Below are 8,576 nucleotides of genomic sequence, written 5' to 3'. Positions count from 1 at the left end.
CTCCCACACTTGACCGAATTCCAATTTGGGAATGCGCTCAAAAATGTGGGAGCGGGCTTGCTCGCGAAGGACGCGACTCGGTATTGCGCCGAACTTATTCCATGTCCTTGAGCCACTCGGAGCTCTTGAACCACTTGTCATGGATGCGATCGTAGGTGCCGTCGTTGCGGATCTGGTGCAGGAAGTTGTTGATGTAGTTGAGGCTGTCGTAATCGCCTTTTTTCAGGCCAAACGCCAACGGCTCGAAGGTGAAGGGTTCTTCCAGGAACACCAGCTTGCCGTTGCCGACTTTCTTCTCGGCGACCACGTTGTACGGGGCGTCATACACAAAGGCGTCGGCCTTGCCGTTGACCACGTCCAGCACGCCTTCCTGCTCGTTGTCGTAGCCGTGGTACTTGGCTTTGGAGATCAGCTTCTTGGCGACCATTTCACCGGTCGTACCGAGCTTGGAGGTCAGGCGGTATTTTTCGTCGTTCAGGTCTTTGTAGGACTTGATGGTGCCTTCCAGGTCCTTACGAATCAGCAGGGTCTGGCCGACCACGATGAAGGGTTCGCTGAAATTCAGGCGCAGGTTGCGTTCCTGGGTCAGGGTCATGCCGCTGCCGATCATATCGAACTTGCCGGTGAGGAATGCCGGGATGATCCCGTCATAACCGGTGGACACCAGTTCCAGCTTGACGCCCATGGACTTGGCCAAGGCCTTGAGGATGTCGACTTCGAAGCCGATGATTTCTCCGCGCTTGTCGGTCATTTCGAACGGCATGTAGGTCGGGTCCATGCCGACTTTCAGCGTGCCGCGCTTGACCGCATCATCGATGGCACCGGCCTGGGCCACCGTCGCGGCAACCATTGCAGTGACGCCTAGCAGCAGCATCGAAAGATACTTTTTCATCATCAAGTCCCCTGAACGATTCTAATGAGGTCGGCGCGCAAACGGGCTGCACCATTTCGGGGTGCGATCCTAACCCACTCGTTGCCTGTCACAAAGGTTTCACGGGTAATTGTTGCCTGCGTATGTCGGAAAAACCCGACAACACGGTGACGGCGCACGAGGGCCGGATAAACCTGCCAATTGATTGATGTGTAAGAAGTTATGACACTCAGTCAATCTCGCTGAGCCAGCCGGTGTCCTTGAACCACTTGTCATGCAACTGATCGTACGTCCCGTCCTGAGCCACCTGACTGAGGAAATGGTTGATCCAGTTGACGCTGTCGTAATCGCCTTTTTTCAGGCCGAAGGCCAGCGGCTCAAAGGTGAACGGCTGCTCCAGCGCCATTAATGTGCTGTTCTCCGGGCGGGCGATTGCTATCAGGTTGTAGGGCGCGTCATAGATAAAGGCATCGGCGTTGCCCTCCACCACTTGCCGCACGCCGTCTTCCGGGTTTGCGAAACTGCTTAGCCGGGCGGCGCCCAGGAAACGTCGGGCAGCCGCCTCGCCAGTGGTGCCCTCGGTGGCAGCGATCCGGTAGCCGGCCTGGTCCAGGTCTTCGATACTGGCGACCTTGCCAGCCAGGCTCGGATGCAGCAGCACGGTCTGGCCCACCACGATGAAGGCGTCGCTGAAGTTCAGCTTGAGGTTGCGCTCCTGGGTGACGGTCATGCCGCTGCCGATCAGGTCAAACTTGTTCGCCAGCAAGCCCGGCAGTAACTCGGTATACGCCACCGTCACCAGTTCAAGCTCGACACCCAGGGCGCGGCTCATGGCCTGCAGCAGATCGATCTCGAAGCCGACGATGCGCCCTTGCTTGTCCTTCATTTCGAAGGGCACGTAGTTCGGCGTTGTGCCGACTTTAAGCACCCCGCGGCGCACGGCGTCGTCAATCGCGCCCGCCTGCGCCAGGCCGATGTGAAGCCATGCGGCGGCGCCTGCCAACAGTGCCAGCCAATAGCGTTTGTTCATGAATACCCCGGTGACCACGTCAAATTCGGGGCGATGCTAACTCAGCCACGGGCACGGCAATACGTCTCGCAGGAGGGTCTTTTGTTTCGAAATAACAGGGAGTTAAAGCGATTGAGAAGAAGGTGGAAACGCCGTAGGACCAGCGCTTCGAACGCCCCCGAAGTGAGCCCTCGGGGGCGTTTGAATCAGGCCGGTTGGGCCTGGGACGACAGCGGTTGCAATGGCAGCAACGGCGCGTGCGGGTCGGACTTGATCGAATCACGCCAAGCCGCCAGCCACTCAGGGTGACCTTCGCTCCAGACCGCCTCGTGCAGACGGCCCAGTGCGACCGGGTCGCTGAGCAGCGCCACGCGCTCGCCGTTGTTGAGGCCGGCAGGGCCGACTTTCAACGCATGGCGCACACGTTCGGCACGCAGGTACTCGATCGGCTCCGCCTCACGGTGACGCGAGGTCGCCAGGGCGCAGGCCAGGGCGTTCTGCTGCGGGTCGACCACCGCGCGCACAAACCCGTCATTGAGGGCGTGCCAGCGGTTTTCGTGGGTGTACTTTTCGGTCGACAGCAAGGCCTGCGGCGGATTGTATTCCTCAGGAATCAGGAACAGGCTTTCGTCGCGGGACTTGAGGCCCAGGTTCACGCGGCTGGAGATCACCGAGACCGGGATCGACAGCATCAGTGAACCCACGATCGGCACCAGCCACCACAGGAAGCTTGGGTTCAACCACACCACCAGGGCAGCCCAGAAGAAGCCCAGCAAGGTCTGCGTACCGTGGCGCTTGATCGCTTCGCTCCATGGCGTGGAGTCGTCGTCGCGCTGCGGCGAGTTCCAGGTCGCAGCCCAGCCGAGGAACGCGGCGAGTACGAAACGCGTGTGGAAAATCATCCGCACCGGCGCCAGCAACATGGAGAACAGCATCTCCAGCAGCATCGACACGGTCACCTTGAACTTGCCACCGAACTCTTTCGCGCCCTTGGCCCAGATCAGGATGATGCTCAGCAATTTAGGCAGGAACAACAGCACGATGGTGGTGGAAAACAGCGCCACGGCCTTGTCCGGATGCCATTGCGGCCACAGCGGGTACAACTGGCGTGGCGCCATGAAGTATTGCGGCTCCATCAGGGTGTTCACCGCCAGCAACGCCGTCGACAGCACCAGGAAGAAGAACCACAGCGGCGCCGACAGGTAAGACATCACGCCGGTCAGGAACACCGCGCGGTGCACCGGGTGCATACCCTTGACCAGGAACAGGCGGAAGTTCATCAGGTTGCCGTGGCACCAGCGACGGTCACGCTTGAGTTCGTCCAGCAGGTTCGGCGGCAGTTCTTCGTAGCTGCCTGGCAGGTCGTAGGCAATCCACACGCCCCAGCCGGCACGGCGCATCAGCGCGGCTTCGACGAAGTCGTGGGAAAGGATCGCCCCGGCGAAAGCACCTTTACCCGGCAACGGCGCGAGGGCGCAGTGCTCGATAAACGGCTTCATGCGGATAATTGCGTTGTGACCCCAGTAGTGGGATTCACCCAACTGCCAGAAGTGCAAGCCGGCGGTGAACAGCGGGCCGTACACGCGGGTCGCGAACTGCTGCATGCGCGCATACAGGGTGTCCATGCCCGACGCCCGTGGCGCGGTCTGGATAATCCCGGCATCCGGCGTGGCTTCCATCAGGCGCACCAGGCTGGTCAGGCATTCGCCGCTCATTACGCTGTCGGCGTCGAGCACCACCATGTACTTGTAGTCACCGCCCCAACGACGGCAGAAGTCGTCGAGGTTGCCGCTTTTACGTTTGACGCGACGGCGACGGCGGCGATAGAAGATCTTGCCGAAGCCACCGGCTTCGCGGCACACGTCGAGCCAGGCCTGTTGCTCGGCGATGCAGATATCGGCTTCGTTACTGTCGCTGAGCACGAAGAAATCGAAGCGATCCAGGTCGCCGGTAGCGGCCACCGATTCGAAGGTGGCGCGCAAACCCGCGAATACACGCGGCACGTCTTCGTTGCAGATCGGCATCACCAGCGCGGTGCGCGCATCCTTCGGGATCGGCTCGTCACCGGCACTTTTACCGGAAATCCGGTATTTATCGTGGCCGGTGAGCAATTCGAGGAAGCCCATCAACGCGGTCCAGAAACCCGCCGACACCCAGCAGAACAAGATCCCGAACATGATCAGGATGCTGGTTTGCAAGGCGTAAGGCAGTACCTGGGTAGCGGTTTGCAGCAGGGTCTGGTTGCGGATCTCGTCGAAGTCGACGAGGGACCAGCCCTGGTACGGCATGATGCCTTTCATGTACCAGCCGGCGACGATGGTCTGGCCGAGCATCAGCACCAGCAGGATGTAACGGCGGATCGAACCCACGGTGCGCCAGCGCGCAGCCGGCAACACACGTTCGTCTTTCGGCGGCTTCGGCGGGTTGGTGCGGCCGGTCAGGCGGCGCCAGCCACGCACCAGGATATTGGTGCGCCACGGCTCCGGCACGACCTTGGTGCGACGAATCGGCGGCGTGGCCTTCAGGCACACGCGACCGCTGGCGTCGAGCACCAGCATTTCGGCGTCCTGCAGCTCTTCGGCCGTGTTCAAGGTCAAGCGGCGGCCAACCGAGGCCTGGGCGGCATCAGCCGGCGCGTCGAACGTCGAGGACGACAAGCGCTGGTGCAGTTCGCTGAAGGATGTGCAGCCCGCCAATTCGGCGCGCTGCTCAGCGGTCATCGGGAGATGCGCCAGATACTCGGACAGAGTCTCTGGCTGGACTTGAGAATTACTCATCGGCAGGCAACTGATAGCTCCAGGTTTCGGTCAGGACTTGTTCTGTCTTGATCGGCTCCGGCGTGGCTGGGGCAGCTTCTGGCTGCTTGGCTTCCTTGTCTTTGGCGTCTTTCTTGGCCTGCTTGTCGTGTTGCTTGGCCAAGACCTTGTCAGCCTTCAGCACTTGGGTCGACACCGGCTCAGGCTCTGGCTGCACGATGTCCTGCACCAGGGCTGCGCGCATTTCGGTCGGCTTGCCTGCGTCCTTGATTTTCATGCGCAGGGTCAGGCGCCAGCCTTTGGTGTGCTCGTTGTAACGCACGCTGTTTTCAACCAGTTCAGCGTTGTCACCCACGCTCACCTGGCTACGCACCGGGGCATCCGGCAGCAGCTTTTTCAGCGACGGGCCTTCGAAGTCCACCAGATACGCGACGCTGCCATCCGGCTGACGGATCAGGTTGGATTGCTTCACATCACCGGTAGAACGCAGGGTCTGCTTGACCCAGGCGCTTTCCGGCGAATGGAAGGCCGCATCGTCCAGGGTCCAGTGCAGGCGGTAGGCCACGTCCAGCGGCTTGCCGACTTCCGGCAATTCGGCCGGGCTCCAGAACGCAACGATGTTGTCGTTGGTTTCGTCGGCGGTCGGGATCTCTACCAGGTCGACGGAACCCTTGCCCCAGTCGCCTTCAGGCTCGATCCAGGCGCTTGGGCGCTTGTCGTAGTTGTCGTCCAGGTCTTCGTAGTGGCTGAAGTTGCGGCCGCGTTGCAGCAGGCCGAAACCACGCGGGTTTTCCACGGTGAAGTTGCTGACAGACAGGTGTTTAGGGTTGTTCAGCGGGCGCCAGATCCACTCGCCATTGCCGGCATGGATCGACAGGCCGCTGGAATCGTGCAGCTCACGACGGTAGTTGAGGACCTTGGACGGCTGGTTGGCGCCGAACAGGAACATCGAGGTCAACGGCGCAACGCCGAGCTTGCTGACCTTGTCGCGCAGGAACATCTGCGATTTGACATCGACCACGGTGTCGGTGCCTGGGCGCAGGATCAAGCGATAGGCGCCAGTGGCACGTGGCGAATCCAACAGGGCGAAGATCACCAGGTGCTTGTCACCCGCTTTCGGGCGCTCGATCCAGAATTCGGTGAAGCGCGGGAATTCTTCGCCGGACGGCAGCGCGGTATCGATCGCCATGCCACGGGCGGACAGGCCGTACACCTGGTCCTTGCCCACGACGCGGAAATAGCTGGCGCCGAGCATGGTCATGATTTCGTCTTGCTTGTCGCCCTTGTTGATCGGGTACAGCACACGGAAACCGGCATAACCCAGCTGTTCGGTGGCCTTGGGATCAACCTTGACGTCGCCGAAATCGAACCGCGACGCGTCGTATTTGATTTCCTGCACGCTGTCTGCGGTGACTTCGTTGATTTTCACCGGTGTATCGAAATGCATACCCTGGTGATAGAAGGACAGCTTGAACGGGGTGTTCTGATCGGCCCACTCGGCTTTATCGGCGCGGAAACGAATCTTCTGGTAGTCAGCGAATTTCATTTCGCGGAATTCGTTCGGCAGATTGCTGCGCGGAGCTTCGTATTTCTGCCCGGCCAGCTCTTTTGCCTTGGCAGACACATCATCCAGACTGAATGCCCACAGTTGACCCGCGCCGAACAGGCAAAAGAGGGCAGAGCCCGTCACCAGTGCGTTTCGTAACCGTTTGGCAGACAATTTTGGTGCATTACAGGGACTAACAATCACGAGCAACCCTCGCCGAAAACAGATCAAAAAACCAACGGCCAGCTATCTATATGCCAGGTTGGCGAGCATTGTTCCGACTGCATTGGATCGGAATGATTCCCCAATCGCCGTCGGACAAGTCTCTACCTAAGTCAAAAATGGACCAAACAACGCTGATCCCCGTAGCGCGCGATTATCTAGTAGCCCGCGAGACAACGCATCAGGGACAACGAAGTATTTGTAGTGAAACCCTGCGTTTTTAGGCATTAAAGTCGTTTTTAATACATTCATGTCTGTAAGAGGAAGGTCACAGGGCCATCATTGACCAAATGCACCTGCATGTCGGCGCCAAAACGCCCCGACGCCACCTTGCCATGCAATTGTTGCGCTTGTAACAACAAGTGATCAAATAGCGTTGCTCCCAGGGCGGGCGGTGCCGCCGTGGTGAAGCTTGGCCGCAGCCCGCTTTTGGTATCCGCTGCCAGGGTGAACTGCGACACCAGCAACAAACCACCGTCGATGTCCTTCAACGACAGGTTCATCTTGCCCTCGTCGTCGCTGAACACCCGGTAGTTAAGCAGCTTGTGCAGGAGTTTGTCGGCGCTCTGGGGGGTATCCGTCGGTTCGACGGCCACCAGCACCAGCAAACCCTGGTCAATCGCCCCGACCACTTCACCGTCTACCTCGACCCGGGCGCCACGCACCCGTTGCAACAATCCCTTCATGCTTCTTCTGGCGGCAGATCAAGCAGGCGCCGTGCCATTTCACCGGTCGCGCGCACCAGTGCATCGGTAATGCCGGGCTCGGAGGCCGCATGGCCGGCCTCACGGATTACCTGCAGTTCGCTGTTGGGCCAGGCCTGATGCAGCTCCCAGGCGTTGTCCAGCGGGCAGATCATATCGTAGCGGCCATGAATGATGACGCCAGGCAGATGGGCGATCTTGTGCATATCGCGGATCAGCTGGTTGGGCTCCAGGAAGGAGTTGTTGGTGAAGTAATGGCATTCGATACGCGCAATCGACAAGGCGCGCTGCGGCTCGGAAAAACGCTCCACATGCTGCGGGCTCGGGCACAGGCCAAGCATGCGCCCTTCCCAGCCGGACCAGGCCTTGGCCGCGTGCATCTGGGCGATCTGGTCGTTGCCGGTCAGGCGCTTGTGGTAAGCCGCGACCAGGTCATGCCGCTCGTCCGCAGGGATCGGCGCCAGGTAGTCCTGCCAGTAATCCGGGAACATGCGGCTCGCGCCTTCCTGGTAGAACCAGTGAATATCCTGGTCGCGGGCCAGGAAGATGCCGCGCAGGATCAGGCCATGCACGCGCTCGGGGTGGGTTTGTGCGTAGGCCAGCGACAGGGTCGAGCCCCACGAACCGCCGAACAGCACCCATTTTTCGATGCCCAGGTGCTCGCGGATGCGCTCGAGGTCGGCGACCAGGTCCCAGGTGGTGTTGTTTTCCAGGCTGGCACGCGGGGTGGAGCGCCCGCAACCACGCTGGTCGAAAGTGACGATGCGGTACAGGTTAGGGTCGAAATAGCAGCGGCTCTGGGCGTCGCAACCGGAGCCGGGGCCACCGTGGATGAAGACAACGGGCAAGCCCTCGGGGGAGCCGCTTTCATCGACGTACAGCGTGTGGGTGTCATCGACGGCCAGATCGTGCCGGGCGTAGGGTTTGATCTGTGGGTACCAAGTCTGCATTGCGCGCTCCGTAGGGGGTCGGGTTCATCCCTGGGGGGACGTCTTTTATTTTGCCGTCTGGCACTATAAACCCGAATTGTGCAATGAGCATGTCCTTGAGCGCTTAGAGCGGTGTCAGCAGTTCGCTCCTTAGGTAATCGAAAAGATAGCGGTACAACTGATCGACCTCCGGCGCCTGGCCGCGCGCGCGCAAACAGCCGTGGACCAGGCCTTTGCCGGGGTAGAGCACGGCGGGCACGCCTGCCGCTTGCAGGCGTTCGGCGTAGAGGATGCCGTCATCGCGCAGCGGGTCGAACTGGGCCACGGCGATCAGGGCCTTGGGCAAGCCGCTGAAATCCTCGGCAAGCAGTGGCATGGCGTAGGGCGAAGGCTTGGCGGCGCCGCGCAGGTAGAGCGCCAGGTAACACTCGGTGTCGGCAGTACTGAGCAACGGCGCGTCCCTGCAGTCGCGGCGCGACGGCAAGTCGGCCGGGCCGCCCAGGCCGGGGTAAATCAGCACCTGCGCCCGTGGCATTGGC

The 8,576-nt window shown here is 60.7% G+C and carries 6 protein-coding genes and 1 pseudogene; all 7 read right to left on the bottom strand.

Annotated elements, in window-relative coordinates:
* Positions 1-94: 94 nt before the first annotated feature.
* A complete protein-coding gene (locus tag WBR57_RS12190; protein ID WP_424084042.1) occupies positions 95-892 on the bottom strand; it encodes a transporter substrate-binding domain-containing protein in 798 nt (265 codons plus the stop codon).
* A gap of 208 nt (positions 893-1,100) precedes the next feature.
* Positions 1,101-1,901, bottom strand: coding sequence for a transporter substrate-binding domain-containing protein (locus tag WBR57_RS12185; RefSeq protein ID WP_424084041.1), 801 nt, complete (start codon positions 1,899-1,901; stop codon positions 1,101-1,103).
* A gap of 183 nt (positions 1,902-2,084) precedes the next feature.
* Positions 2,085-4,657, bottom strand: a pseudogene (gene mdoH / locus WBR57_RS12180) (glucans biosynthesis glucosyltransferase MdoH); the annotation flags it as partial.
* On the bottom strand, positions 4,650-6,386 hold the full coding sequence (locus WBR57_RS12175; RefSeq protein WP_424084040.1) for a glucan biosynthesis protein G: 1,737 nt from the start codon (positions 6,384-6,386) through the stop codon (positions 4,650-4,652). The gene WBR57_RS12175 and the pseudogene mdoH, both read right to left, overlap by 8 nt.
* 266 nt (positions 6,387-6,652) lie before the next feature.
* Positions 6,653-7,090 (bottom strand): D-aminoacyl-tRNA deacylase, encoded by a 438-nt coding sequence (gene dtd, locus WBR57_RS12170; protein ID WP_424084039.1) that lies wholly within the window; start codon positions 7,088-7,090, stop codon positions 6,653-6,655.
* Positions 7,087-8,058, bottom strand: a complete 972-nt coding sequence (gene pip, locus WBR57_RS12165) for a prolyl aminopeptidase (protein WP_119738084.1) — start codon at positions 8,056-8,058, stop codon at positions 7,087-7,089. Before pip ends, dtd begins: the two co-directional genes overlap by 4 nt.
* 103 nt (positions 8,059-8,161) lie before the next feature.
* Positions 8,162-8,576: alpha/beta hydrolase fold domain-containing protein (locus WBR57_RS12160; RefSeq protein WP_424084038.1), on the bottom strand; the 415-nt coding region annotated here is incomplete at its 5' end.

It is taken from the genome of Pseudomonas sp., from assembly GCF_049590575.1.
In the GTDB taxonomy this organism is placed as follows: Bacteria; Pseudomonadota; Gammaproteobacteria; order Pseudomonadales; family Pseudomonadaceae; genus Aquipseudomonas.
Note: the sequence above shows the minus strand (reverse complement) of the source record. Positions and strands in the feature narration are given on the sequence as shown.